Source organism: Oceanimonas sp. CAM02, from assembly GCF_032842915.1.
GTDB classification, from domain to species: domain Bacteria; phylum Pseudomonadota; class Gammaproteobacteria; order Enterobacterales; family Aeromonadaceae; genus Oceanimonas; species Oceanimonas smirnovii.
In genome coordinates this window covers 126,642-151,662 of the sequence record NZ_JAWJBK010000024.1, presented here as the reverse complement: position 1 = coordinate 151,662, position 25,021 = coordinate 126,642, and the positions used below count along the sequence as shown (strand labels likewise).

At 58.8% G+C, this 25,021-nt stretch carries 24 protein-coding genes; 13 read left to right on the top strand and 11 right to left on the bottom strand.

Going from position 1 to position 25,021, the window contains the following annotated elements:
• Positions 1–32: 32 nt before the first annotated feature.
• Positions 33–1,376, bottom strand: a complete 1,344-nt coding sequence (locus R0I78_RS08065) for a sodium-dependent transporter (protein ID WP_019934573.1) — start codon at positions 1,374–1,376, stop codon at positions 33–35.
• A 310-nt stretch (positions 1,377–1,686) separates the two neighbouring features.
• Here R0I78_RS08065 and fabR point away from each other — a divergent pair, with 310 nt between their 5' ends.
• Both fabR and R0I78_RS08055 read left to right on the top strand, forming a co-directional pair.
• The gene (fabR, locus tag R0I78_RS08060; protein ID WP_019934572.1) at positions 1,687–2,298 is read left to right on the top strand and encodes an HTH-type transcriptional repressor FabR; all 612 of its coding nucleotides are present in this window, start codon (positions 1,687–1,689) and stop codon (positions 2,296–2,298) included.
• A 22-nt stretch (positions 2,299–2,320) separates the two neighbouring features.
• A complete protein-coding gene (locus tag R0I78_RS08055; protein WP_019934571.1) occupies positions 2,321–2,698 on the top strand; it encodes a YijD family membrane protein in 378 nt (125 codons plus the stop codon).
• Between the two features lie 50 nt (positions 2,699–2,748).
• Here the strand turns inward: R0I78_RS08055 and sseA are convergent, their stop codons facing one another.
• On the bottom strand, positions 2,749–3,609 hold the full coding sequence (gene sseA / locus R0I78_RS08050) for a 3-mercaptopyruvate sulfurtransferase (RefSeq protein ID WP_317074970.1): 861 nt from the start codon (positions 3,607–3,609) through the stop codon (positions 2,749–2,751).
• Between the two features lie 587 nt (positions 3,610–4,196).
• Here sseA and R0I78_RS08045 point away from each other — a divergent pair.
• On the top strand, positions 4,197–4,514 hold the full coding sequence (locus R0I78_RS08045) for a DUF2007 domain-containing protein (RefSeq protein ID WP_019934569.1): 318 nt from the start codon (positions 4,197–4,199) through the stop codon (positions 4,512–4,514).
• A gap of 4 nt (positions 4,515–4,518) precedes the next feature.
• On the opposite strand, the gene R0I78_RS08040 is transcribed toward R0I78_RS08045, so the two are convergent.
• Positions 4,519–4,803: a DUF1145 domain-containing protein gene (locus R0I78_RS08040; RefSeq protein WP_019934568.1), complete on the bottom strand. Its 285-nt coding sequence runs from the start codon at positions 4,801–4,803 to the stop codon at positions 4,519–4,521.
• A 2-nt stretch (positions 4,804–4,805) separates the two neighbouring features.
• Positions 4,806–5,399: a 16S rRNA (guanine(966)-N(2))-methyltransferase RsmD gene (gene rsmD, locus R0I78_RS08035; protein WP_317074969.1), complete on the bottom strand. Its 594-nt coding sequence runs from the start codon at positions 5,397–5,399 to the stop codon at positions 4,806–4,808.
• A gap of 155 nt (positions 5,400–5,554) precedes the next feature.
• Between rsmD and ftsY the strand changes: the two genes are divergently transcribed.
• From ftsY to glpX, 6 genes are all read left to right on the top strand, one after another.
• Positions 5,555–6,940 (top strand): signal recognition particle-docking protein FtsY, encoded by a 1,386-nt coding sequence (gene ftsY, locus R0I78_RS08030; protein ID WP_317074968.1) that lies wholly within the window; start codon positions 5,555–5,557, stop codon positions 6,938–6,940.
• Positions 6,941–7,606 (top strand): cell division ATP-binding protein FtsE, encoded by a 666-nt coding sequence (gene ftsE / locus R0I78_RS08025; RefSeq protein ID WP_317074967.1) that lies wholly within the window; start codon positions 6,941–6,943, stop codon positions 7,604–7,606.
• Entirely contained in the window at positions 7,603–8,553 is a 951-nt protein-coding gene (ftsX, locus tag R0I78_RS08020) for a permease-like cell division protein FtsX (protein ID WP_019934564.1), read from the top strand. The genes ftsE and ftsX overlap by 4 nt, the downstream gene beginning before the upstream one ends.
• Positions 8,554–8,729: 176 nt before the next feature.
• Entirely contained in the window at positions 8,730–9,587 is an 858-nt protein-coding gene (rpoH, locus tag R0I78_RS08015; protein WP_019934563.1) for an RNA polymerase sigma factor RpoH, read from the top strand.
• A 107-nt stretch (positions 9,588–9,694) separates the two neighbouring features.
• Complete coding sequence (can, locus tag R0I78_RS08010) at positions 9,695–10,351, top strand: carbonate dehydratase (protein ID WP_019934562.1); 657 nt, start codon at positions 9,695–9,697, stop codon at positions 10,349–10,351.
• Positions 10,352–10,372: 21 nt separating this feature from the next.
• Positions 10,373–11,380: a class II fructose-bisphosphatase gene (glpX, locus tag R0I78_RS08005; protein ID WP_019934561.1), complete on the top strand. Its 1,008-nt coding sequence runs from the start codon at positions 10,373–10,375 to the stop codon at positions 11,378–11,380.
• 50 nt (positions 11,381–11,430) lie between these two features.
• Here the strand turns inward: glpX and R0I78_RS08000 are convergent, their stop codons facing one another.
• The 4 genes from R0I78_RS08000 to R0I78_RS07985 all read right to left on the bottom strand — a co-directional run bounded on the left by R0I78_RS08000 (position 11,431) and on the right by R0I78_RS07985 (position 16,359).
• Positions 11,431–12,834, bottom strand: coding sequence for an FAD-dependent oxidoreductase (locus R0I78_RS08000; RefSeq protein ID WP_317074966.1), 1,404 nt, complete (start codon positions 12,832–12,834; stop codon positions 11,431–11,433).
• The gene (locus R0I78_RS07995) at positions 12,834–14,510 is read right to left on the bottom strand and encodes a putative 2-aminoethylphosphonate ABC transporter permease subunit (protein WP_317074965.1); all 1,677 of its coding nucleotides are present in this window, start codon (positions 14,508–14,510) and stop codon (positions 12,834–12,836) included. Before R0I78_RS07995 ends, R0I78_RS08000 begins: the two co-directional genes overlap by 1 nt.
• Positions 14,507–15,562, bottom strand: a complete 1,056-nt coding sequence (locus R0I78_RS07990) for a putative 2-aminoethylphosphonate ABC transporter ATP-binding protein (protein ID WP_317074964.1) — start codon at positions 15,560–15,562, stop codon at positions 14,507–14,509. Before R0I78_RS07990 ends, R0I78_RS07995 begins: the two co-directional genes overlap by 4 nt.
• 95 nt (positions 15,563–15,657) lie before the next feature.
• Positions 15,658–16,359, bottom strand: a complete 702-nt coding sequence (locus R0I78_RS07985; protein WP_317074963.1) for a UTRA domain-containing protein — start codon at positions 16,357–16,359, stop codon at positions 15,658–15,660.
• Between the two features lie 190 nt (positions 16,360–16,549).
• Here R0I78_RS07985 and phnW point away from each other — a divergent pair, with 190 nt between their 5' ends.
• From phnW to R0I78_RS07965, 4 genes are all read left to right on the top strand, one after another.
• A complete protein-coding gene (gene phnW / locus R0I78_RS07980; RefSeq protein ID WP_410506571.1) occupies positions 16,550–17,668 on the top strand; it encodes a 2-aminoethylphosphonate--pyruvate transaminase in 1,119 nt (372 codons plus the stop codon).
• A gap of 14 nt (positions 17,669–17,682) precedes the next feature.
• A complete protein-coding gene (gene phnX / locus R0I78_RS07975) occupies positions 17,683–18,513 on the top strand; it encodes a phosphonoacetaldehyde hydrolase (RefSeq protein ID WP_317074961.1) in 831 nt (276 codons plus the stop codon).
• Between the two features lie 168 nt (positions 18,514–18,681).
• A complete protein-coding gene (locus R0I78_RS07970; RefSeq protein WP_019934554.1) occupies positions 18,682–19,692 on the top strand; it encodes a putative 2-aminoethylphosphonate ABC transporter substrate-binding protein in 1,011 nt (336 codons plus the stop codon).
• Positions 19,693–19,759: 67 nt separating this feature from the next.
• The gene (locus R0I78_RS07965) at positions 19,760–21,106 is read left to right on the top strand and encodes a DASH family cryptochrome (protein WP_317074960.1); all 1,347 of its coding nucleotides are present in this window, start codon (positions 19,760–19,762) and stop codon (positions 21,104–21,106) included.
• 65 nt (positions 21,107–21,171) lie between these two features.
• Here the strand turns inward: R0I78_RS07965 and R0I78_RS07960 are convergent, their stop codons facing one another.
• From R0I78_RS07960 to R0I78_RS07950, 3 genes are all read right to left on the bottom strand, one after another.
• The gene (locus R0I78_RS07960) at positions 21,172–22,410 is read right to left on the bottom strand and encodes a saccharopine dehydrogenase family protein (RefSeq protein ID WP_317074959.1); all 1,239 of its coding nucleotides are present in this window, start codon (positions 22,408–22,410) and stop codon (positions 21,172–21,174) included.
• Between the two features lie 51 nt (positions 22,411–22,461).
• Complete coding sequence (locus R0I78_RS07955) at positions 22,462–23,565, bottom strand: carboxynorspermidine decarboxylase (protein ID WP_317074958.1); 1,104 nt, start codon at positions 23,563–23,565, stop codon at positions 22,462–22,464.
• A 184-nt stretch (positions 23,566–23,749) separates the two neighbouring features.
• A complete protein-coding gene (locus R0I78_RS07950) occupies positions 23,750–25,018 on the bottom strand; it encodes a glycerate kinase (protein ID WP_317074957.1) in 1,269 nt (422 codons plus the stop codon).
• Positions 25,019–25,021: the final 3 nt, after the last annotated feature.

Genomic DNA, 25,021 nt, shown 5'->3' with positions numbered 1-25,021 from the left:
CGGCCCTTTGTGTTTGAACAGTGGTGAAAGGATCAGCCACCGATGGACTGAATAATCACCACCAGTACCAGCACCGGGCACACAAAGCGTACATACCAGGGCCAGATTTTCCAGAACAGACCTTGCTCTACATCAGGGCAGCCGGCTTTGAGCTCTGCCAGCACCTTGTTGCGCTGCCATACCCAGCCGGCATAAAGGGTGATGCACAGGCTGACCAGAGGCTGAGCATATTGGGTGGTAGCGGTGATCACCAGGCCAAACAGGCTGCCGAAGTTAAACACAATAATAATGCTGATCAGAGTACAGAGTGCGGTCATCAGCCAGGTGGCCTTGATGCGGGACATGCCGGTGCTTTCTATGGTCAGGGACACCGGCGCTTCCAGCATGGAAATGGAGGAAGTCAGTGCCGCCACTATCATCAGCAAAAAGAAGGCAAAGGCAATCAGATGCTGGGCCTGACCCATGGTTTCAAACAATGCCGGTAGCACAGAGAACACCAGTGTATCGGAGCTGAGCAGGCTGCCATCGTCGGCAAAAATCGCCACGCCATTATGCTGGGCCACATACATGGCCGGCAAAATCAGCAGGCCAGCCAAAAACGCCACGCTGGTATCAAGCAGAGTCACCTGAGCGGCCAGCGCCGGAATGCTGGACTGACGGCTGAGGTAGGAGCCGTACAGCATCATGACGGCTGCCCCCAGCGACAATGAGAAAAAGCTCTGGCCCAGTGCACCGATCAGCACATCCCGGTTCAGCACCCGGGAAAAGTCCGGAACCAGATAGGCGTGCAGACCTTCACCTGCACCGTCCTGAGTGAGCATATAAGCAGTCAGTGCAATCAGCATCAGCAGCAGCAGCGGCATCAGCCGGCTCGACCATTTTTCAATGCCCTGCTCCAGCCCTCTGCTCACCACATACAGGCTGAGCAGAGCAAACATAAGCGTGAACACAAGGTTACGGGAGGTAGAAAAAGCGGTAAGCCAGTCTCCTTTCATGCCCAGCATGTTGCTCAGCGGATCCAGCGCATAGGCAATAAACCAACCGGATACAATGGCATAGAAGGTAAAGATTAAGCTGACCGTAACGACTGCCGCCAGCCCCACCAGGCCGGCAATGGCCCTGCCCGAGCGGTTGCCGGTGAGCTTTTGCAGTGCATGAAAAGGACCGGCCTGACCGTGGCGGCCTATGGTAATTTCTGCCACCAGCATGGGGTATCCCAGCAGCAATATCATCAGCAGATATACCAGCAAAAAAGCACCGCCACCATTACTGGCGGCCTGAGTGGGAAAGCCCCAGATGTTTCCTACGCCAATCGCCGAACCGGCGGCGGCCATGACAAATCCCAGCTTGCTGCTGAATTGCGCCCTTGCACTCACGTCTGCTTGCTCCTGATAGGTGTAAACTAAAGTGTACACTTCACTTCAATAGAAAATTGCGAAAACTATGGAGTTTTGCAGAGTTTTTGTCAAAGAAAACTCTGGCACTTAGGGTTACATAGTGATCAGGGCGCTATCGAAAGCCAAACATCATGAAATGATTAAAATTGAGGCGGCGAAAGAGGGTTTACGCTCACTGTGCTCATCCATCGACATTGGCGCGAATAGTCACAAATTCAGCCACTGGGGCTGACTGCTCTGCTACAAACAGGGTATGATCGGTCCACTAAAGTTTTGAGTCTGGTGTGTCGTGGGCGTTCGCGCGCAGCAAAAAGAAAAAACCCGTCGGTCTCTGGTTGAAGCGGCCTTTCGACAGTTAAGTGCCGAGCGAAGCTTTTCCGGTCTCAGCTTACGAGAGGTTGCCCGGGAGGCCGGGCTTGCACCCACTTCTTTCTATCGTCATTTTAAAGACATGGAAGAGCTGGGGCTGACCTTGGTAGATGAAGGCGGACTGACCCTGCGTCAGCTGATGCGGCAAGCCCGTCAGCGTATTGCCGACGGGGGCAGCGTTATACAAATCTCGGTAAAAACCTTTATGGAATTTATCGACAACAGTCCTGATGTGTTCCGTCTGTTACTGCGGGAGCGATCGGGCACTTCTGCAGCTTTTCGTCAGGCGGTGGCGCGGGAGATTCAGCATTTTACCGCTGAACTGACCGACTACCTCGAAGAAAAGCAGAAGACCAGCCGTGATTATGCTGAGGCTCAGGCCCAGGCCATGGTCACTTTGGTGTTCAGTGCCGGTGCCGATGCACTGGATATGAACGAAGATGAGCGTGCCGTGCTGGCGGAACGCATGATTCTGCAGCTGCGCATGATCGCCAAGGGCGCAGATGCATATAATAAAGCAAAACGGCTCTAGGCCTAAATCAGGAAGGATCACTATGTCTGGAAAGAAGAATGTTCGCCGTAAACCCATACTGCTGGCGCTGCTGGTAGGCCTGTGTGGTAACGCCACCCTGGCTACTCTGAGTGTCAGTGAACTGGCGTTTTCCGTGTTTCCCATCATCTCTCTGGTGCTGGCAGCCTACATGCTGTATCAGGAGTATCTGAGCGCACCGATGGAAGGTGACACTCCGGTTTGTACCTTGCTGAGCTTTTTGATCGGGGTATTTGGTTATTCAGCGTTTTTGCGTACTCAGTTCCCGGAAATGGGTACCAACTTCCTGTCAGTGATGATTACTCTGGTTCTGGTAATCTGGCTTGCCCTCAAAATGGGGGTAGCTGAGCGTCCGGCCCCCGATGCGGAAGCTCAGAAATAAGCCGCTGTGCCATGAATAAAAAACCCGCCATCCTGGCGGGTTTTTTATTATCAACAGACGTCTTTTTCTACCGGCCGGTCCGCGGATCCTCCCCATTCGGTCCAGGAACCATCATAAACGGCAATGTTCTTATGGCCGGCAAGTTCTGCTCCCAGTGCCAGAATGGCTGCAGTTACTCCTGAGCCACAGGTGCAAATCAGTGTCTGCTCCGGCGTCAGCAGAGGTGCGAAAATGGCTGCCAGCTCTTGCTCCGGCAGCATGTGGCCGTCTTGCAGCAACTCATTAAAAGGCAGGCACAGAGCACCGGGCATATGACCGGCACGCACGCCCGGACGAGGATCGGCAGCCGTCCCGCTGAAGCGCTCCCGGCTGCGGGCATCGAGTACGCGCGAGTTATTTTGCTGCAGTGCCCGGGCTACGATATCGGCATCGGCGATCCAGCCCGGCTGCAGCCTGGCGCTGAACTGGCCGGGAGGTACCGCCGCCGGTGCAGTTTTTTCCAGCGGCAGACCGGCTTGCTGCCAGGCCGGCAGGCCGCCGTTCAGCACGGCCACCTTGTGGTGACCCATGGCGCGAAACATCCACCAGGCGCGGGGGGCGGCAAACAGCCCCAGACTGTCGTAAATCACTACAATGTGGTGATTGCTGATACCAAGTGCTGACACCTCTTTTGAAAACAGTTTTTCGTCCGGCAGCATATGGGGCAAGCTGGTGTGCTGATCTTTAATCCGGCCATCAAAATCAAAGAAGCGGGAGCCGGGAATACGCTGTTGTTGCCATTCCTCTGCGCCATTGCGGCCGCTGGCGGGCATATGCCAGCTGGCGTCCAGCACCACCACATCCTGGTGTGTCAGATGCTTCGATAGCCACTCGGGAGATACCAATGATGAAGGTAATTCTATTTGGTTCATAAACCCTCCTTATATAGACAGGTTTATCCTAAGAAAGCGCAGGCCGGGGTGCCACTGTTTTTGTTTCCGCGAGACAGTATAAGGAAAACGGCCTGTTTGCGTGTAAGAGATCTCTTACTTTGAGTGTGGGAGAAGGCGCTTTCAGTTGCGGATTTTATGCTTCTGTTTTTGGTATTTGTTTTATTAAACAGTGCTTTGTGTTGTTCGTTGGTTTTAAGCGAGTAAGCGGGCAGTCTTTTTGGTCTGTGGGCCGCTTGAGGCAAAAGAAAACTTCTCTATAGTTAGCGGTGCAGGAAGCAAAGAGAAGTTGGTCAGGACAGACCGGCTGCCAGGAACGGCATAAGGATCACCGCAGGATGCGGTAAAGGACACCTCCCCGGACGGAGACAGTCAGGCAGCTCAGGATGAACTGCGGTCAGGAAGACCATAAGGACGTGCCGAAGGAACGGTAAGAGGAACACCTTAAGGAAAAGGTATTGTCAGGGATTGCAGGGAGCAACTTGGTTTACGGATTAACCATACGACAACCCAAAAGGGGGTGACATGACGTCACCCCCTTTTTCTATTGTGCATTTGGCAGTGAGTGAATGAACGACTGGATACGAGTATTTGATGCCGCCAACAGCCTGGAAGCCCATGCTCTTAAAGGAGCGCTGGAAAGTCGGGGTATTGATGTGCGGTTAAAAGGCGAAGCGCTGTCAGGGGCGCTGGGTGAGCTGCCCATGGATGTGGCTCAGATTACTCTGCTGGTATCCGCGGGAAACTGGCAGCAGGCTCGTGAGTTTGTACAGCACTATCAGCACAAAGAGGATGGCAGCTGGTTTTGCCGTGCGTGTGGAGAAGAAAACGATGTCAGTTTTGAAATTTGCTGGCAGTGTGGCTCCGGACCCGAAGGCCCGGAGTAGTGACTTATCGTTTTTGCTGCCCGGTCAGTTCTTTCAGGCGGGCGCGGTGGCGGTGCATGGCAAAAGAGCCAAAGACCAGCACTTCCAGATAATCGCCGGCACTGGGGTTAAGCAGATTGGATACCTGTTTCAGCATCACCATCTGAAGAATATGCATCACCAGCACAACAGCACCCAGAATCAGCGGTGTAGAGCCGGCTTCATCAAAGCCGGGGCCGAGCAGGGCATAAATAATGCCAGCCCAGAACATCAGCATTATCAGCCGCATCAGCAGGTTGAGTACCTTCATTATTAACATTGCTCCCTTTGGTAGAGTTGGTAAATGACCTGACCAGCCTGCTTGTCTTTATGCAGCTGCCAGTGGGCGGGCAGTGCCGGTAGTGCCAGGCCCTGCTCCCGTTCGATATAAATAAGGGCGTTGTCGGCGAGCCAGCCGTTTTTTTCCAGCAGCTCACAGACTCGGGGCAACAGCTCCTGATGAAAAGGCGGATCAAGAAACACCAGCTCAAACGGCTGAGCCGGTTGTTGCAGATATTGTATCGCATCTGCCTGGACCACTGTGCCCGGCGCTTCTGGCAGACTGGTCAGGTTGCGGGTAAGCTGGCTGGCTACTGCTGTGTCTTTTTCCACCATCACTACCTCAGCGGCGTGGCGCGAAAGGGCTTCAAACCCCAGGCTGCCGCTGCCGGCAAACAGATCCAGGCAGCGCTTGTCGCGAATATCAAACATCAGCCAGTTGAACAGAGTTTCTTTTACTCTGTCTGTGGTGGGTCTTAAGCCTTCGCTGTGCAGCACCGGCAATTTTCGCCCGCGCCACTGACCGCCGATAATTCTTATCTGGCCCGTGGCCGATGTGGTTTTTTTTGCCGGTTTTGCTTTTGCCATCTCGTTTCGCCGTCTTTCAATAAAGTGCTAGTATAAGGCGGTTTTTCATCCCGTTAAGGGACGAGCATATCTGCATTAAAAGACGGATATTCTAATGAAGCGGCCGAATCGCGGCCAGCCCTAATCGTTCCGAACAACAGCGAGTATTGGCAATAATGGCGAAAAAAGGTTTTTTCTCCTGGCTTGGCTTTGGCAAAAAGAAAGAAGAGCAGCCGGAAGAGACACAGGAACAGAATGCAATAGAGTCGGAAGCGGAAGTCGGCCACGGTGCCGAAGTAGAAGCGCAACTTAAAGAGCGTGCGGCCGAAGAGCGAGCCGTAGCCGAAGCCAAGGCGGAAGAAGCGCGGCTGGCAGCGGAAGCCAAGGCGGCGGAAGAGGCCCGGCTGGCGGCGGAAGCCAAGGCGGCAGAAGAAGCGCGGTTAGCGGCGGAAGCCAAGGCCGCTGAAGAAGCGCGGCTGGCCGCAGAAGCCAAGGCTGAAGAAGAAGCTCGCCTGGCAGTAGAAGAAGAGGCGCGTCTTGCCGCCGAAGCGGAAGCCGCCGAGCAGGAGCGTCTGGCACAGGAAGCGGAAGAACAGCGCCTTGCTGACGAAGCCGCTGCTCAGGCAGAAAAAACGCCGAAAAAAGGCTTTTTTGCCCGTCTTAAGGCTGGGCTGCTGAAAACCCGGCAAAATCTGGGCTCCGGCTTTTTTGGCCTGTTTCGCGGTAAAAAGATTGATGACGATCTGTTTGAGGAGCTGGAAACCCAGTTGCTGACCGCCGATCTGGGGGTGGAAACCACCATGTCGATTATCGACAATCTCACCAGCCAGGCCAGCCGCAAGCAGCTGAAAGACGGCGAAGCCCTCTATGAGCTGCTCAAGGAAGAAATGGGAGAAATCCTTGCCAAGGTAGATCAGCCGCTGGAAATTAACAGCGAGCACAAGCCCTATGTGATCCTGATGGTGGGCGTCAATGGTGTGGGCAAAACCACCACCATCGGCAAACTGGCCCGTCAGTTTCAGGCCGAGGGCAAGTCGGTGATGCTGGCTGCCGGCGATACCTTTCGTGCCGCCGCCGTTGAACAGTTGCAGGTGTGGGGTGAGCGTAATGACATTCCGGTGATTGCACAGCACACCGGTGCCGATGCCGCCTCCGTGATTTATGACGCCGTTGAAGCGGCTAAGGCACGCAAGGTGGATGTACTGATTGCCGATACTGCCGGTCGCCTGCAGAACAAGGCACACCTGATGGAAGAGCTGAAAAAGATAGTGCGGGTCATGCAGAAAATCGACCCGGCTGCACCTCACGAGATCATGCTCACCCTGGACGCGGGCACTGGTCAGAATGCACTCAGCCAGGCCAAAATTTTCAACGATGCCGTGCCCATTACCGGCATTACCCTCAGTAAGCTGGACGGCACCGCCAAGGGTGGTGTGATTTTTGCGGTGGCCGATAAGTTCGGTATTCCCATTCGCTATATCGGTGTGGGTGAACAAATCGACGATCTGCGTCCCTTTAATGCCTCCGAGTTTATTGAGGCGCTATTCAGCCGGGAAGACTAAATGATCCGCTTTGAGCAGGTTAGCAAGGTATACAGCGGCGGCTTTCAGGCGCTGCAGAAGGTCAGCTTTCATTTGGAAAAGGGTGAAATGGCATACCTAACCGGCCCCTCCGGGGCCGGTAAAAGTACTTTGCTCAAGCTGATCAGCGTGATGGAGCGGCCCACCGACGGCCAGGTGTTTTTCAACGGCCGTAATGTCAGCCGCATTGCCCGGCGGGATATTCCCTTTGTGCGCCGGCGCATCGGTATGATTTTTCAGGATCATCACCTTATTCAGGGCCGTACCGTGTTCGACAACGTGGCGCTGCCGCTGGTGATTGAAGGTTACAGCCATCACGATATTCAGCGGCGGGTGTCGGCTGCCCTCGACAAGGTCGGTCTGCACGGTAAGGATCGTTACTTTCCGCCCATGCTGTCCGGTGGTGAACAGCAGCGTGTAGGTATTGCCCGGGCCATTGTGAACAAACCCCTGCTGCTGCTGGCAGATGAGCCCACGGGTAATCTGGATCCTGAACTGTCCATGGATATTTTACGGTTGTTTGAATCATTTAACCGGGTAGGCGTCAGTGTGCTGATCGCCACTCATGATACCGGTCTTATCAACGTCCAGCGCTACCGTACCCTGCGGCTTAACGCCGGACGCATGGAGCAGGAGGTGCCGGTATGAGCAATATCCACAAGCTGGGCTGGCACCGGCGTTTTGCCATGTATCTGGTGGATCACCTGCGTCAGTTATTCGCCAGTCTGGGTGAGCTGTGGCGCACGCCGTTAAGCTCGCTGATGACCATAGCGGTGCTGGGTGTGAGCCTGGCGCTGCCCGCCAGCTTCTATGTGCTGCTGAAAAACGCCGAGTCGGTGAGCAGTTTCTGGCAAAGTCAGGCGCAGATCAGCCTTTATCTCAAGCAAAACACCGATGAGGTTCAGATAAAGGAATTCAAAACCCGGCTTGAGGGTATGAGCGAAATTCGTCAGGTCACCTTTATCAGCCCGGAGCAGGGGCTGGCCGACTTCAGTGGTGCTGCCGGCTTTGCCGAGGCGCTGGACCTGCTTGAGCAAAATCCGCTGCCGGCAGTACTCATTCTTAATTTGTCGGAAAGCGGACGTCAGCCTGATATGGCTGAGCTGCTGCTGGCAGACATGAATGCCGAGCCGCTGGTAGACACAGCCCGCCTGGATATGGCCTGGCTGGCCCGGTTGTCGGGCATAGTGGAGTTGCTGCGTCAGGCGGTGGTGGGCATGGCGGTACTGCTGCTGGCAGGTGTGCTGCTGGTAGTGAGTAATACCCTGCGGCTGAATATTCTCAGCTGTCGTTACGAAATTGAAGTAATGAAGCTGGTGGGTGCTACCGACGGCTTTATACACAGACCTTTTCTTTATGTGGGGCTCTGGTACGGCATTATCGGCGGGCTGCTGGCCTGGTGGCTGACGCTGGTGATGGTGTTCTGGCTCAGCCACAAGGTCAGTGCACTGGCGTCGCTTTATCAGAGTGACTTTGAGCTGCTGGGCCTGGGGCTGAATGAAAGCTTCTGGCTGGTACTGACCGGCACCCTGCTCAGCCTGCTGGCGTCGGGTTTTTCCGTGCGCCGACACATAAGAGCCATAGAGCCGGCTTGAACCATAAGGGCAGAGTGTGGTCTTATGGGAGCAGCACAGCTTGCTGCTTACCTTGACTTTTAGTGATAAATGAATAAATTTCACTCGCCGGCAAGCGTCCGGACGAGTCGACAAAGTCATTGCAGAGCAAGCAACCGAAGCCGTATATACGGAGTCATGTAATGAACACGAGTTTGATGACGACAGATTTACAGCGCCACTTTGCCCTGGTTCCCCAGGGCAGCCTGGAGGCCTATATCCAGGCAGTGAACACGATTCCCGTGCTCAGTGCGGAAGAAGAAAAATCCCTGGCAGAGCGCCTGCAAAATGAGGGTGACCTGAGTTCAGCCCGGCAGCTGGTGATGTCTCACCTGCGCTTTGTAGTGCACATTGCCAAGAGTTATGCCGGTTATGGGCTGCCTCAGGCAGATCTGATCCAGGAAGGCAATATTGGCCTGATGAAAGCGGTAAAACGCTTTGATCCGGGTGTGGGTGTGCGTCTGGTGTCTTTTGCGGTGCACTGGATAAAGGCCGAAATTCACGAATACGTACTGCGTAACTGGCGGGTGGTCAAAGTGGCCACCACCAAGGCCCAGCGTAAATTGTTCTTTAATCTGCGCAAGTCCAAAAAGCGTCTTGGCTGGTTCAATCAGCAGGAAGTCAACCGGGTCGCTGAAGATCTGGGCGTGTCACCGTCAGAAGTGCTGGAGATGGAATCCCGCATGAGTGCTCAGGATCAGGCATTTGATCTGGCATCGGATGACGATGAGCGTGAAGGCAGCTTTTCCCCGGTGCAGTATCTGGAAGATAAAAGTTCCGATGTGGCCACTCAGGTGGAAGAATCGAACTGGGAACAGGCGGCTAACCAGCGTTTGCGTGCTGCCCTGCGTACCCTGGACGAGCGCAGCCAGCATATTATTCAGGCCCGCTGGCTGGACGAAGATGATAAAACCACCCTGCAGAGCCTGGCCGACGAATATGGTGTCTCTGCCGAGCGTATTCGCCAGCTGGAGAAAACCGCACTGAAAAAATTGAAAGCCGCCATGGAGGCATAATCAGCCGCAGCGGACATTTGCGGATGACCGGTGTTTAAAAGGCCCCCCAGGGGCCTTTTTTCCGCCTACCTTTTAACAATACCAAACACAGAATGGCAGATTGTATTATGAGAATTCTGAAGCATTTGTTTGATAACAACCGCGAATGGTCTGAGCGTATTAAAGCGGAAGATCCCTCCTTTTTCGAAAAGCTGTCACTGCAGCAGGCACCGGAATATCTGTGGATTGGCTGTTCCGACAGCCGGGTGCCCGCCAACCAGCTCACCGGCCTGTTGCCCGGTGATGTTTTCGTGCACCGCAACGTGGCCAACCTGGTGGTGCATACGGACTTTAACTGCCTGTCGGTGGTACAATATGCCGTTGAAGTGCTCAAGGTGAAGCACATCATTATTTGCGGCCACTACGGCTGTGGCGGCGTGCTGGCCGCCATGCAGAACAAAGAGCTGGGGCTCATCGATAACTGGCTGCGTAATATCAAGGATATCTGTCATAAACACGAAGAAGCGCTGAGCGCCATTGAAGATCAGCAAACGCGGGAAGACTATATGTGCGAGCTGAATGTGGTGGAGCAGGTAGCCAATCTGTGTCACACCACCATTGTTCAGAACGCCTGGAAACAAGGCCAGACCCTGTCGGTGCATGGCTGGGTCTATGGCATTAAAGACGGTCGCCTGCATGATCTGGATGTGTGTGTATCGGGCATGGATCAGATCCCTGATGTCTATCGTGTATTCCGCCAGCGTATTCTGGGCGAAGAACAATAAATAACTGATTAGGAAATTTTCATGAGACGTGAACTGGCCATCGAATTTTCCCGGGTCACCGAAGCTGCCGCACTGGCCGGCTACAAGTGGCTGGGCCGGGGCGACAAGAATATCGCCGACGGCGCGGCTGTGGCGGCCATGCGTCATGTGCTGAACGAGATTGAAATCAGCGGTGAAGTGGTGATTGGCGAGGGTGAAATCGACGAAGCGCCCATGCTCTATATCGGTGAAAAGGTAGGCCTGGGCGGGGATCAGGTCGATATTGCCGTGGATCCCATTGAAGGCACCCGCATGACCGCCATGGGTCAGTCCAACGCCCTGGCCGTGATGGCAGTGGGTGAAAAAGGTGCTTTTCTGCGTGCGCCAGACATGTATATGGAAAAGCTGATTGTGGGTGCCGGTGCCAAGGGCGCCATCGATCTCAACAAGTCCATTGAGCAGAACATCAAGTCGGTGGCCAAAGCGCTGAACAAGCCGTTGTCCCGCTTTACCGTGATCACCCTGGCCAAGCCGCGTCACGACAAGGCCATCAAGACCATGCAGGCGTTGGGTGTACGGGTGTTTGCCATTCCCGACGGTGACGTGGCCGCCTCCATTCTGGCCTGTATTCCGGAAAGCGAAGTGGACATGCTGTATGGCGTGGGTGGCGCGCCGGAAGGCGTGATCTCCGCTGCCGTGGTGCGCTCCCTCGACGGCGACATGCAGGCGCGCCTGCTGCCCCGTTATGAAGTAAAAGGCCCGGATGAAGAAAGCCTGGCAGCCGGCAAGGCGGAGATTGAACGCTGCAAGGAAATGGGCATTGAAGTAGGTACTGTGCTGAAGCTGGAAGACATGGCCCGCACCGACAACGTGATTTTTGCCGCCACCGGCATCACCAAGGGGGATTTGCTGGAAGGCATCAGTAGCGACGGCAACTATGCCCACACCGAGACCCTGGTGATTCGGGGCAAGTCCCGCACCGTGCGCCGCATTCGCTCCACCCACATTCTGTCCCGCAAGGATCCCAGACTGCAGGAAATCATTCTGTAACGCGAGTCTGACGGGTGAGAAAGGGATGCTGCGGCATCCCTTTTTGCTTTTCAGGCCTCCTTGTCGGCCTTGCCGGCGGCATCAGCAAAACGGGCCAGCCAGCGGTCCCAGGGCCAGGGTGTTTCACTCCTGTCTTCGGCGTTTTCCTTGCGGCGAATGGCGTTGCGCACCGTCATGGCTCCCAGCCAGCGCACCGGCTCGGGCGGAAACCGCCCCCGGGGCCCTTGTGCCAGGCCGCAGTTGGCCCAGTCGTCGTTCCGGCCCAGCACCAGGCTGGTGAGGATTTTGGCACCCAGCAGGCTCTGTACCACGCCGTTGCCGGAATAGCCCAAGCCGTAATAGATGTTGCCGTCGCCCTCGAGCCGGCCGAAAAACGGCAGGCCGGTGGCGGAGCGGTCCGACGGTCCGGTCCAGGTGGCGGCGATATCGGCCTTCAGATCGGGAAAGAAACGCTGCAGCGCCGTTTTTAGCATGCGCTGGTAGCGGCTCGGCCGATCAAAGGCCCGGTGCAGGCGGTTGCCAAAGGCGAACAGGTTGCCGCCCTTGCCCAGCATCAGCCGCCCGTCCGGAGTCGTGCGGTAGTAGTGCACAAAGGTGCGGCCATCGACCACGGCAGTGCCGTGGTTCAGGCCCAGGCGCTTCAGCTCGCTCGGCGCCGGGGTGGTGATCGCCATGTCGGACGAGACCAGCACCAGATGCTTGTCGAACTCCCGGAAAAGGCCGGGAGTCCAGGCGTTGAGCGCCAGGATCACCCGGTCGGCGGTTACGCTGCCGTGGGCGGTTTCCACCAGCGCCGGCCGGCTGCGGCTGAGCCGGGTCATGGGGCTGTGCTCAAAAATACTCACGCCCAGTTTCAACGCCACCCGGCGCAGCCCGCGCACCAGCAGCGCCGGCTGCACCGAGCCGGCCAGGGGCGAAAAGTGCCCTTCAAGGTGGGCCTCGGAGCCGGTGCGGGCCAGCAGTTCGGCCTCACTCAGGCTCGACCAGCTGTTCAGCCCTTCCCGTTCCAGCCCGGCCACCAGCTTGTCCATGGTACCGCGCTGGGTGCCGTTGGTGGCAGTGTAGCAGGTGCCGTCGATGCGCAACTCGGCGTCGATGCCGTGCTGCTCGCAGAAGTCCCGAATTTCCAGCACTGCCTGCTCCGAGGCCCGCACCAGCCGGGCTGCCTCCCGGGCACCGTAGCGGCGGCGCAGCGAGGGGTATTTGGTGGACCAGGTCAGCAGGCAGCCGCCGTTGCGCCCGGACGCCCCGCTGCCGCACAGCTCCCGTTCCAGCACCACTATGTTGAGCGCCGGCTCGGCCTGTTTGAGCTGAATGGCGCTCCACAGCCCGGTGTAGCCGCCGCCGATGATGCAGATATCGGCCTCGACATGTGTCTGCAGCGGCGTGGCCGGGGCCGGCTGTTCCCGCTCCAGAGCCTGTTGCAGCCAGAAGGGACGTTGGGGGGTGGTCATTATGGTTGTCTCCAGCCTTGAGTCAGACGCAGCAGGCCCCGGCTGGCGGCCAGGTGCAGCAGCTTGGCGCCAAGGGCGGTGATGAAAATCAGCATGGCCATGGCGGCCGCCGGGGCGATGTTGCCGCTGTCGTCCAGATTGAGCACGGCGATGGAGGCCAGCATGGTGTCGGGGCCGTACAGGAATACCACCGCCGATACCGTGGTCATGGCGTTAACGAACAGGTAGATGGCCACGTCCAGCACCGCCGGCAGGCACATGGGCAGGCTGATCCGCCACATGGCCTTGAACCGGCTGATGCGCAGCGAGGCGGCCACGGCCTCGATTTCCGCCGGCAGCTGCTTGAGCGCGGTGATGGCGGTGAGGTGACCGACGGTATAGAAGTGCACTATGGTCGACACCACCAGCAGGGTCATGCCGCCGTACAGCACCTTGAGCGGATTGCCCGGCTGGTTGAAGAAGAAGATATAGGCCAGGCCCAGCACCAGTCCCGGCACCGCCAGGGGCACCATGGCCAGGCCGTGCAGCAGCTTGCGCAGGCCGCCCTGGCCCTGACCTTTTTCCACCAGGTAGGCGGCCAGGAAAATGATCAGGGTACCAAACAGGGCGGTCAGGCCGGCCATGCGCAGCGAGTTGCCATAGGCCTGCCAGCCGTCGATGAGATCAAACCGGTAGTGATCCAGGCTCAGGCTCAGGTTGTAGGGCCAGAACTGCACCAGGGAGGCGTAGGCGGCCATGGCGATTACGCTTAGCAGGGCCAGCGCAATCAGGCTGCAGAACAGCAGGAAAAAGCCGTCACGCCAGGCATTGGGCTCTGGCTGGTAGGGCAGGGAGCGGCTGTCAATCAGCTGCTTCTTGCGGCGCTGCAGCCAGCTGTCGGCGGCAAAGGCGAGCAGGGCCGGCAACAGCAACAGGGTGCTGATCAGGGCACCCATGGTGAAGTTCTGCTGGCCCACCACCTGCTTGTAAATATCGGTGGCCAGCATGGAATACTGGCCGCCAATCACCTTGGGCACGCCAAAGTCGGTGATCACCATGGTGAACACCACCATCAGGGTGCTGAGCAGGGCATACTTGATGCCGGGCAGGGTGACCTGAAAGAAGGCGCGCACCGGGCCGCCACGCAGTACCCGGCAGGCCTCGAACAGGCGGCCGTCGGTGGCGCCCATGGCGGTGCTGAGCAGCATCACCGCATGAGGAAAGGCCCAGAATGACAGCCCCAGCACGATGCCGATGGGGCCATAGATGCTTTCCCCGCCCAGCCAGTGGCGCAGTATCCCCTGATTGCCGAACAGGTAGATCAGGCTGATGGCCGGTAGCAGCGACGGCGCCAGTATCGGCACCATGGCCACCACCTTGAACAGGGTGCGGGCCGGCAGCCGTGTGCGGGTCAGGCCGTAGGCGTAGAGAAAGGCCAGTCCGGTGACCAGCCCGGTGACCAGCAGGCCCATGGTCAGGGTGTTGAGCAGTGAGTGGCCCAGGGCCGGCGTGGTCAGGTAGCGGCGAATGTTGTCGAGGCCGGCGAACCGGCCCTGGTCGTCCACCAGGGCGGTATGCAGTATCTGCCCCAGTGGCAGCACCAGGGCCAGCAGAAACAGCACGCAGGCCAGCAGCAACAGGCCCCGCTGCAGCTTGTCATCCCGGCTCAGCGGCCGGGGCAGGCTGAGGCTGATCATGTACAGGCCTCGCTGAACAGATGAGTGTGCTCCATCGGCAGCGCCAGGGCGATTTCCTGACCCGGCTGCAGCCGCCGCAGGTCACAGTCCCGGGCCGATAAATCGGCCAGGATAGGCTCGGGATGACTGTCCACCGCCACTTCGGCCCGTATAAAGGCACCGAGGAAAGACAGCTGCTGAATACGCCCGCGCAGAGCCGGTCCCTCGCCGGTGTCCGCCAGCCGGGTCAGCTCCGGCCGCCAGGCCAGCAAATGGCGGCTGCCCGGGGCTACCTGACGGGGCAGGGTATGTTTACCCAGGCTCAGGCGGCCATCGCAGTCGGCGACGGTGGCATGAAAGTTCATGGCACCGATAAAGCGGGCCACAAAGGGGGTGGCGGGCTGGTAGTAGATTTCTTCGGGGGGGCCGATCTGCTCGATGTCGCCGTGGTTCATTACCACGATGCGGTCGGCCATGGCCAGGGCTTCTTCCTGATCGTGGGTCACCATGATGGTGGTGACCTTGAGTTCCCGTTGCAGCCGTTTGATCTCGGCGCGCAGCTGCACGCGCACCCGGGCGTCCAGCGCCGACAGCGGTTCGTCCAGCAGCAGCAGACCCGGCGACAGGGCGATGGCCCGGGCCAGCGCTACCCGCTGCTGCTGACCGCCGGAGAGCTGCCCCGGATATTTGTTGCCGCTGTCGGGCAGGCCGATGGTCTCGAGCAGCGACTGTACTCTGTGCTGGATCTCGGCCCTGGGCAGGCGCAGGTTTTCCAGGCCAAAGGCGATGTTCTGATACACGGTGAGGTTGGGGAACAGGGCGTAGGACTGGAATACGATGCCGAAGTCGCGCTGCTCCGGCGGCGCCTGGGTGATATCGCGGCCGGCCTGCTCGATGCGGCCGTCACTGGGCAGATCCAGGCCGGCGATGGCGCGCAGCAGCGTGGTCTTGCCGCAGCCGCTGGGGCCGAGAAAACAGATGAACTCCCCTTCTTCCACGGTCAGGCTGACGCCCTTGAGGGCGCGAAAGTCACCGAAGTTCTTTACCACATTGTCGATTGTCAGATATGTCATCAGATTACCCTCATCTGGTTTAGACCAGTTTCGAGCAATCTACAAAGCCTATGTGACGCTGGTGTGACACTTTATTGAAAAAGCCATGTCCCTGCTCACACCGACAATTGAATATTGAGGGCGTCGTGACGCCAGTATTCCCAGTCCAGCTCGATCACCCTGCCTGCTTCATCCCGGGACAGCCGGCTGATAAACAGGGCGGCCGCGCCGGTGGCCACGCCCAGGGCCTGAGCCCGCTCTTCGTCCAGCGCCAGCGGATACATGTTGAGCTCCATGGTGGCGATGCACACGCCGTATTCCTGCTCGAACAGCCGGGTCAGGGAGCGGCTCAGATCGTGCCGCTCAAGCCCGGGAAAACGGGCCGGATCCAGGTGGTTTTCCTCCAGCAGCACGGCATGGCCATCAATGGAGCGCAGCCGGCGTACCCGGTGCAGCGGGGTCAGGGGTGCCAGCCCCAGCGCCTTGTGCACCGCCGGCTCGGCCGGTGCCAGCAGGCGGGACAGCACGTGTGTGTCGGGGTGGCGGCCCTGGTTGGAAACCACCTCGTTGAACGGCAGACGCTGGGTCGGATTGTAGTTGATGCGGCTGGGGGTGATATACCAGCCCCGGCGGTTGGCGCGGTAGATCAGGCCCTTGCCTTCGAGCCGGGACAGGGCTTCACGCAGGGTGACCCGGGTGGTGGCGAAGGCGTCGCTGAGCTGGCGCTCCGAGGGCAGCTTGCTGTTGGCGAGCAGGGCGCCGCTGCGGATCTGGGCCTCGATGCTGTCGCTGATCTGCTGGTAATGGGGTTTGCTCATTGGTCCTTCCATATGGACTACACCACTTGCGTTGTTGCAGGGGCGGTATGGTCGTCGTCAACGCATTGAAATCTGTTGCCATTATTACCCCTGCCGGCGGTGATGCACAGGCCCGTGGCAGATGAATTTTTTATTGCAGAGCGGCTTGCCGTCTTGCTCCGTGCTGGTGGGGCGTCTATCGTGTTTGCAAATTTGGTATATACCAGGAGTAAACGTGAACAACCCCTATTTGCTGCTGACCCCCGGCCCCCTGTCCACCTCCGCCACTGTGCGTGAGGCCATGATGAAGGACTGGTGTACCTGGGACGATGACTACAACCAGGGCGTGGTGCAGCCCATTCGCCGCCAGCTGGTGCGCCTGGCCACCCGTCAGCCGGGCTATACCAGTGTACTGATGCAGGGCAGCGGTACCGCCGGCGTGGAGGCGGTGCTGGGTTCGGCGGTCCCCGCCGAGGGCAAGCTGCTGGTGCTGATCAACGGTGCCTATGGCCGGCGCATGGCCGATATTGCCCGTTGCCTGGGGCTGAACCTGGCCACCGTGGAAGTGGCGGAAACCGAGCCGCTGTCCGCCGGGTTGCTCACCTGGGCGCTGGCGGCGGACCCCGCCATCAGCCACGTGGCCTTTGTGCACTGTGAAACCACCACCGGCATTCTTAACCCATTGGCCGAGCTGTGTGGGGCGGCCAAACAGGCGGGCAAGACCCTGATTGTGGATGCCATGAGCTCCTTTGGCGGTGTGCCCATGGAGGTGGGGGAGCTGGCCATCGACTTTCTGATCTCCAGCGCCAATAAATGCATTCAGGGCGTGCCCGGATTCAGTTTCATCATCGCCCGGGAAACGGCCATGGCGCAGTGCGAGGGGCAAGCCCGTTCGGTCAGCCTGGACTTGTTCGACCAGTGGCAGTGCATGGAGCGCCAGGGTGGCAAGTGGCGCTTTACCTCGCCGACCCATGTGGTGCGCGCCTTTGCCCAGGCGCTGACCGAGCTGAAACGGGAAGGGGGCGTGGCCGCCCGTCATCAGCGCTATCAAGGCAACCAGCGGGCGCTGGTGGCCGGCATGGAGCGGCTCGGCTTTCAGCCGCTGGTGGCCCGGGACTGGCAGTCGCCCATTATCACAGTGTTTGCCGCGCCCACCAGCCCCGCTTATGACTTCAAGCGTTTCTATTCAGGCCTGAAGGAGCGGGGTTACGTGATTTATCCGGGCAAGGTGTCGGCGGTGGACTGCTTTCGCATCGGCACCATAGGCGAAGTGTATCAACAGGATGTGGCCGGCCTGCTGGCGGCCATTGAAGACGTTATTTTCTGGTAAATGAGGAAACCACAATGAGCTATCGTTTTGAACGTCGTTACACTGGGTCCGTGCAGGCGGTGATCATGGACTGGGCCGGCACTACCGTGGATTTTGGCTCCATGGCGCCGATCCGCGCCTTTCAGCGGCTGTTTGCCGGCGAAGGCATCGAGGTCACCCTGGCCGAGTGCCGGGCGCCCATGGGCAGCGAAAAACGCGAGCATATTCGCCAAATGCTGGCCATGCCCCGCATTGGTGAGGCCTGGATCCAAATCAAGGGCGAAGCGCCGACCGAGGCGGACATCGATCGCCTGTATCAGGACTTCGTGCAGATCCAGATTGAGTGCATTCGCGACAGCGCCGTGCTGATCCCGGGCATGGCCGAGGTGGCCGCTGAGCTCACCGGCCGCGGCATTCGCCTGGGTGCCAACACCGGCTACAGCCGCGACATGATAACCGAGCTGGTGCAGCATGCTGCCGAGCAGGGATACAGCCCCGAGGTGGTGATCACCGCCAGTGACGTGCGCCGCGGCCGGCCCTGGCCGGAAATGAGCCTGCAAGCGGCCTGTGCTCTGGAGGCGAGCGCCGTGCAGGCCTGCGTCAAGGTGGATGACACCGGTGTGGGCATTGAGGAAGGTCTGAACGCCGGCATGTGGACGGTGGCGCTGGCGGTGTCCGGCAACGAGGTGGGTCTGTCACTGGAAGACTGGCAGGCCTTGGCACCCGATGAGCAGCAGCGTCTGCGCAGCAAGGCCCACGCCCGCCTGGCCGGTACCGGGGTCCATTATGTGATCGACACCATTGCCGGGCTGCCGGGGGTGATCGACGACATTAACGGCCGTCTGGCCCGGGGCGAGCGCCCTTGAGGGCGGATGAAAAGTGGAAAGTGAATGACGGCCGGGCTTGCCCGGCCGTTTCTTGTTGACCGGCGCCGGCGCGAAGACCCGGTTTTTTCACGGAACTGTCACCGGACTGTCATGGGGCACTCTTAAGCTGAGCTTGTTTTTTTGGTATATACCAACTGGAGAGAAATCATGCTGAAGAAGACTCCCCTGGCCCTGCTGCTGGCCCTGGCCGCCGCCGGCGTCCAGGCCAAGACCGAGCTGACTGTCTACACCGCTCTGGAGCTGGATCAGCTGAAGCGCTATCAGGCCGCCTTTGAGCAGGAAAACCCGGACATCGCCATTCGCTGGGTGCGGGATTCTACCGGCATTATCACCGCCCGTCTGCTGGCGGAAAAGGAAAATCCCCAGGCCGACGTGATTTGGGGACTGGCCGCCACCAGCCTGATGCTGATGGACAAGCACGGTATGCTGGCACCTTATGCGCCTGCCGGTCTGGACCAGCTGTCGCCGGAATTCCGTGACCCACGCGACACGCCGCACTGGGTTGGTATGAATGCCTGGCTGGGGGTGATTTGCTATAACACCATCGAAGCCGAGAAGCACGGCCTGACCAAGCCCACCAGCTGGCAGGATCTGACCAAACCGGAATACCAGGGCCATATTGTAATGCCCAATCCGGCCTCCAGCGGCACCGGCTTCCTTGATGTATCGGCCTGGCTGCAGCAGTTCGGTGAAGAGCAGGGCTGGGCCTATATGGATGGTCTGCACCAGAACATCGCCAACTACACTCACTCCGGCTCCAAGCCCTGCGTGCAGGCGGCCTCGGGTGAGGCGACTATCGGTATTTCCATGGCCTACCGCGGTGCCAGCCTCAAGCAGCAGGGGGCACCTTTGGAGCTGATTTTCCCTACCGAAGGGGTGGGCTGGGAAATGGAAGCGGCGGCCATGGTCAAGGGCACCGACCAGCAGGCGGCGGCGCAAAAGCTGCTGGATTTTGTAGTGACCCGTGAGGCCAACGAGCTGTATAACCAGAGCTTTGCGGTGGTGGGACTGCCGGGAGTGGCCCAGCCGGTGCAATACTTTCCGGAAGAGCCGGCTAAGGTGATGATCGACAACGACTTCGCCTGGGCGGCGGAGCAGCGCGAGGCCATTCTGGCCGAATGGCAGCGGCGCTACGACGGCAAGAGCGAAGCCCGATAAACTGGCGTGAACAATAGTCATGCGAAACCCGGTCAGCGTACCGGGTTCTTTTTTATGGGAGAAAGCCATGCGGCTGCTGTGGCTACGTAATGATCTGCGGCTGGACGATCATGCCGGCTGGCAGGCACTGGCGGATTATCAGGGTAAGACGGCGGCGGTATATATACTGCCGGCCCATTGGCAAAAAACCGATGCCGCCGGGCTGCACCGGCTGGGTGCTGCCAAGGCGGCGTATCTGCAGCAGGCACTGGCGGATTTAAGCGCGCGGCTGGCCCCGTTTCCGCTCACTCTGTTGCAGGGCGAGCCGGTCGAGTTGCTGCTGGCCTGGCATCAACAGCAGCCCTTTGAGCTGGTCACTCATGTGGCGCAGGCACCGGAAGAAGCCGGCTGGCTGGCCCGGTTGTGTGATGCCGGCGTAAAGGTGCAGACTTTTGAAGCTCAGCCGCTGTTTGAGCCTGAGCAGGTAGCGCCGTTGCTTGAGAAGTTTCCTGCCAGTTTTACCGGTTTTCGCAAAAAAGTGGAAAAAGTCCCGGCCTGGCCGGTGCCGGCACCACAAGCGGCGGTTGACCTCGGCCGATTACAGGCGGCCAATTGTCCCTTAACCACAGGGTTCGACTGGCCGGCCATGCCAGGTGCGCCTGTCCACCCGGCCTGGCAAGGAGGCGAAACCGCCGCACAAGGCTGGCTCAAGCATTACCTGTTTGAGCGTAGGGCGCTGGCCCATTACAAGACCAGCCGCAATGATCTTGCCGGCCGCTATTTTTCCAGTCACCTCAGTGCGGCGCTGGCCTGGGGCTGCCTGTCTTCGCGCACTGTGTGGCATCAAATCCTTGAATACGAACAGCAGTGGGGCAGTGACGAGCACAGTTACTGGCTGCGTTTTGAGCTGTTGTGGCGGGAGTATTTTCACTGGTCACTGCGGGTGCATGGCAGCCAGTTGTTTGCGGCCGGTGGCCTGACCGGCAAGGCGGGGCCGGGTACCTTTAACTCTGAATATTGGCAGGCCTGGTGTGAGGCGCGCACCGGCTGGCCCATGATAGATGCGGGCTTAAAAGAGCTGATGGCCACCGGCTTTTGCTCCAATCGCCTGCGGCAGAATCTGGCCAGCTGTTTTATTCACGAGCTGGGGCTGGACTGGCGGCTGGGCGCGCGCTTTTTTGAGCAATATCTGGTGGATTTTGATGTGGCCAGCAATTGGGGCAACTGGGCTTATATTGCCGGTGCCGGCCATGATCCGCGCCATGGCCGCCGCTTTAATCCGCACCGGCAGTGGCGGCAGTATGATCCCGGGCTGACCCATCTGCACCAGTGGTTGCCCGAGCTGGGCACCGTAACCTTAAAACAGGTAGAAGCGCACCAGCGGGGCGAGCGGTTACTGGACTATTCAGCCCCGCTGCTGCCTCTGGAATGCTGAAGGGAATGACAGAAAATAAAAAGCCCGGCATCACGCCGGGCTTGCAATGGCATCACTGACTAAGCTCAGAAGCTCAGCGGGCGGTCGCCCTGCTCGTCCTTGATGCGGGTCGGCAGGCCCATTTCGTTCAGCAGGTTAATGAACGGCTTAGGGTCAAGCTCTTCCACGTTCACCATTTTCTTCACGTCCCACTCGCCAGTGGCAATCAACATGGCGGCGGCCACCGGCGGCACACCGGCGGTGTAGGAAATGCCCTGGCTGCCCACTTCGGCATAGGCATCGGCGTGGTCGGCCACGTTATAGATAAATACTTCCTTGTCCTTGCCGTCTTTCTTGCCCTTCACCTGATCACCGATGCAGGTCTTGCCGGTGTAATCCGGGGCCAGAGAAGACGGATCGGGCAGCACGGCTTTAACTACTTTCAGCGGCACCACTTCCAGGCCTTCGGCGGTTGTCACCGGCTGCTCGGACAGCAGACCCAGGTTCTTGAGCACGGTGAACACATTGATGTAGTGCTCGCCAAAGCCCATCCAGAAACGCACATTGGGCACGCCCAGATTCTGGGACAGAGAGTGGATTTCATCGTGACCTGTCATGTAGCTGGTCTGTGAGCCCACCACCGGCAGATCGTCGGTGCGCTTGTGCTCGAACATTTGGTTCTGCACCCACTCGTTGTTCTGCCAGGACCAGACCCGGCCGGTGAACTCGCGGAAGTTGATTTCCGGATCGAAGTTGGTGGCAAAGTAGCGGCCGTGGCTGCCGGCATTGATATCGATGATATCGATGGAGTCAACGCTGTCGAAATATTCATTTACCGCCACGGCGGCGTAGGCATTCACCACGCCCGGATCAAAGCCGGCACCCAGAATGGCGGTCACGCCTTTCTCTTCGCACAGAGCCTTGCGCTTCCACTCGTAGTTGGCGTACCAGGGCGGATTTTCACAGATTTTGGTCGGGTCTTCGTGAATGGCGGTGTCGAGATAGGCCACGCCGGTCTCGATACAGGCCTGCAGTACCGACATATTGATGAAAGCCGAACCGACATTGATCACCATCTGCGACTGTGTTTTGTCAATCAATGCCTTGGTGGCTTCAATATCGAGCGCATCCAGGGCATGGGCTTGCAATTCACCGGCAACCTTGAGGCTGCCCTTTTCCCGTACGCTGTCGACGATTTGCTGACATTTGTCGACAGTGCGCGAGGCGATGTGAATGTTACCCAGAACATCGTTATGCTGCGCACACTTGTGGGCAACAACCTGGGCAACACCACCGGCACCAATAATCAGTACGTTCTTCTTCATCTTTTTCCTCTGGAGCCTCCTTGAAAGGCTGCGTTGTGGTTACTCCATGCCTCAGGAGAGGCCATCTACAAAGTCGTCAAAGGTAAATTCCCTGACCAGATTTACACTGCCGTCGAGCTCACGCACGGCAATGGCGGGCATTTGCACGCCGTTAAACCAGTTTTTCTTGACCATGGTGTAGCCGGCGGCATCGATAAAGGATAGCCGATCCCCTACCTGCAGCGGCTGTTCAAAGTTGAATTCACCGAAGATGTCGCCGGCCAGGCAGGACTTGCCGCACACCATATACTGATGTTCGCCGTCGTTCGGGGCCATCTTGGCGGTTTCCCGGTAGATCAGCAAATCGAGCATGTGGGCCTCGATGGAGCTGTCCACTATGGCCAGCTGCTTGCCGTTGAACAGGGTGTCGAGCACGGTCACTTCCAGGGAGGTACTCATGGTAATGGAGGCCTCACCCGGCTCCAGATAGACCTGCACGCCAAATTGCTCGGAGAAGGCTTTAAGCCGGGCGCAGAAATCGTCTACCGGATAGCCGTCACCGGTAAAGTGAATGCCGCCGCCCAGGCTTACCCAGGTGATTTGCGGCTGGCTCAGCAGAGAGCCGAATTTCTGCTCAATTTCGCCCAGCATGCGGTCAAACAACACGAAGTCGCTGTTTTCGCAGTTGTTGTGAATCATAAAGCCGGAGATCTTGTCCATCACCCGCAACACCTTGTCGGCATCCCACTCGCCCAGACGGCTGAAGGGGCGGGACGGATCGGCAATAATGAACTCGGAGCTGGATACCCCCGGGTTCAGCCGCAGGCCGCGCACATGGCTGGCAGACGCTTGTTCAAAGCGCTCGAGCTGGCCGATGGTGTTAAAAATGATCTTGTCGGAGTGGGCCAGCACTTCGGCTATTTCGTCGTCGGCATAGGCTACGCTGTAGGCATGGGTCTCGCCGCCGAACTTCTGTTTGCCCAGCTTCACTTCGTTCAGTGAGGAAGAGGTGGTGCCGTCCATGTACTGGCTCATCAGGTCGAATACCGACCAGGTGGCAAAACATTTCAGGGCCAGCAGTGCCTTGGCGCCGGAGTGCTCGCGTACATAGGCGATTCTCTCCATGTTGCGCAGCAGCTTGGTTTTGTCGATGAGATAGTAAGGCGTCTTGATCACTCGGGGTAACCCTCCAGGCTGTAAACACCACCCGCATCCGGGAATTTGAAAGCGCGTGATTATAGAGGAAAGGGGGTGGCGCTTCGAGCAAAAAGTGTGGCATCAAAAACCGTGACCATGCAAAAAAGAAAGACCGGCACAGTGGCCGGTCTTGCGGAAACAGCTTTATTGCCTGAGCAGGCGGTTACTTCGGCAGCACCAGAATGGCCCGGAAGTCATTCACGTTGGTGCGGGTCGGGCCGGTTTCCACCAGCACACCCAGCTGGGAGAAGAAGCCGTAGCTGTCGTTGTTGGCCAGGTAGTCTTCGGCCTTCAGGCCGGCGGCTTCTGCCTGGGCAAACAGCTCAGGGGTGATCATGGCACCGGCGTTATCTTCCACGCCGTCAATGCCGTCGGTGTCGGCCGCTAGGGCATAGACGCCGGCCTGACCCTTGAGCTCGTTGAACAGGCTCAGCATAAACTCGCTGTTACGACCGCCACGGCCGTTACCCTTGATGGTAACCGTGGTTTCACCGCCGGACAGGATTACACAGGGTGCCTGCAGCGGCTGACCGCACTTGAGGATCTGCTTGGCGATGGCGGCGTGCACCTTGGCCACTTCCCGGGACTCACCTTCAATGCAGTCACCCAGCACCAGCGGTGCCAGACCCTTGGAGCGGGCCAGGTGCGCGGCGGCGTCCAGGGCGTCTTGCGGGGTGGCAATCATGTGGAACTCGGCCTTGCTCAGGCGCTCGTCACCGGGCTTGACGGTTTCGGACTCAGGGCTTTCCAGCCAGGCGCGCACATGAGCACCCACTTCGATGCCGTAGCTGTCGAGAATGGCCAGGGCCTGAGCGGAGGTGGTCGGATCCGCCACGGTGGGGCCGGAAGCGATTACTGTGGGCTCGTCGCCGGGCACGTCTGAAATGCCCAGGGCAATCAGGCGGGCCGGGTAGGCGGCAGCAGCCAGACGGCCACCCTTGATGCCGGACAGGTGCTTGCGCACGCAGTTCATTTCATCAATGGCGGCACCGGACTTGAGCAGGGCCTTGTTGATGGCCTGCTTGTCGGACAGGGTCAGACCCGGGGCCGGCAGGCTCAGCAGCGAGGAGCCACCACCGGACAGCAGACAGATCACCAGATCGTCTTCGCCCAGGCCTTCCACCAGCTCCAGAATGCGGCGGCCCACGCGCTCGCCGGCATCATCCGGCACCGGGTGGGCGGCTTCAATCACTTCAATGCGCTCACAGGGCGCACCGTGGTCGTAGCGGGTCACCACCACGCCGGACAGTTCACCTTCCCAGATAGCGTCGAGCTCGGCGGCCATGGAAGCAGCGGCCTTGCCGGCACCGATGACAACGGCTTTTTGACGAGTATCCTTCGGCAGGTATTCGGCCAGGTTGCCTTTGGGCAGGGCGGCGGCCACGGCGCTGTCGAATAACTGCTGTAACAACTCCTTGGGTTGGATATCCATTGC